The sequence below is a fragment of the Bradyrhizobium altum genome (assembly GCF_020889705.1).
GTDB classification, from domain to species: Bacteria; Pseudomonadota; Alphaproteobacteria; order Rhizobiales; family Xanthobacteraceae; genus Bradyrhizobium; species Bradyrhizobium altum.
In genome coordinates, this window is record NZ_JACMYP010000566.1 from 1 (window position 1) to 1104 (window position 1104).

1 protein-coding gene is annotated in these 1104 nt (G+C 69.9%); it reads right to left on the bottom strand.

Going from position 1 to position 1104, the window contains the following annotated elements; all coding sequences use genetic code 11:
- On the bottom strand, window positions 1–1104 hold a 1104-nt coding region (gene murJ, locus H8B02_RS47410; RefSeq protein WP_229172533.1), incomplete at both ends, for a murein biosynthesis integral membrane protein MurJ.

Consider the following 1104-nt stretch of genomic DNA (forward strand, 5'->3'; position numbering starts at 1 on the left):
CCGCGAGCCAGAGCAGGCCGCCCATCGCCAGCGCTGCGGCCAGGATGCGTGGCAGCCGGCGGCGCGCCTCGGCATCGATCGAAAAGCCGAAGGTCGCGGCACCTTTGCGGATCAGCGCCAGCGCATTGCTCCAGGCGCCGAGCGCAATGCCCGCCGCGATTCCGCTCGCGCCGAACAAATGGCCGAGCAGGAAGGCCGCCGCGATCGCGACCACGATGGCCTTCAGCGTCGCAAACAGCGGCGTCAGCGTGTCCTCGCGTGCAAAGAACGCCGGCGACAGCGCCTTCACCAGCACATGCGCCGGCAGCGCGAGCGTCAGCCAGATCAGGGCCTGCGCGGTGGCTGCGGTATCTTGCCCGGTGAACGCGCCATGCTCGAACAGCATCCGCACGATCGGTTCGCTCAGCACCATCAGGCCGAGCGTTGCGGGCAAAGCGAGCCCGACCGTGAGTTCGAGCCCGCGCGATTCCGCATGCGCGATCGCGCCAGGTTCGTCGCTGCGCACCGCGCGCGTCATCTCCGGGATCAGCACGGTGCCCATGGCAACGCCGACGATGCCGAGCGGCAGCTCGAGCAGACGGTTGGCGAAATAGAGCCAGGACACCGCCGACGGCGAGGTCGACGCGATCACGGCGCCCGCCACCATGAGCCATTGCGGCGCGCTGCTCGCGACCATGCCGGGGACCGCGCGGCCGAGAAAGCCGCGCATCTCGGGATCGAAGGAGATGCGGAGCGGCGCGGCGAGTTTTGCGCCGCGCAGCGCCAGCATCGAGAGTTGCAGCAAGCCGGCGACGCCGATCGTCGCGGCCATCACCAGCGCGGCCTGCACCGGCTCCTGCTGCCGCACCAGCAGCACGACCATCACCGCGATCAGCGCGATGTTGAACAGCAGCGGCGAGAACGCGGTCAGCGCGAAGCGTCCCTGCGCGTTGAGCAGCCCCATCATCACGGTGACGGGGCCGGCGAAGGCGAGATAGGGCAGCATCAGCCTCGCATCGTCGACGGCGAATTGCAGCGTGTCGCGGCCGACGAAGCCCGGCGCGATCGCCGCGATCACCAGCGGCATCAGCGCGCCGATCACGAGCGCCGCCGCGATGACCACGG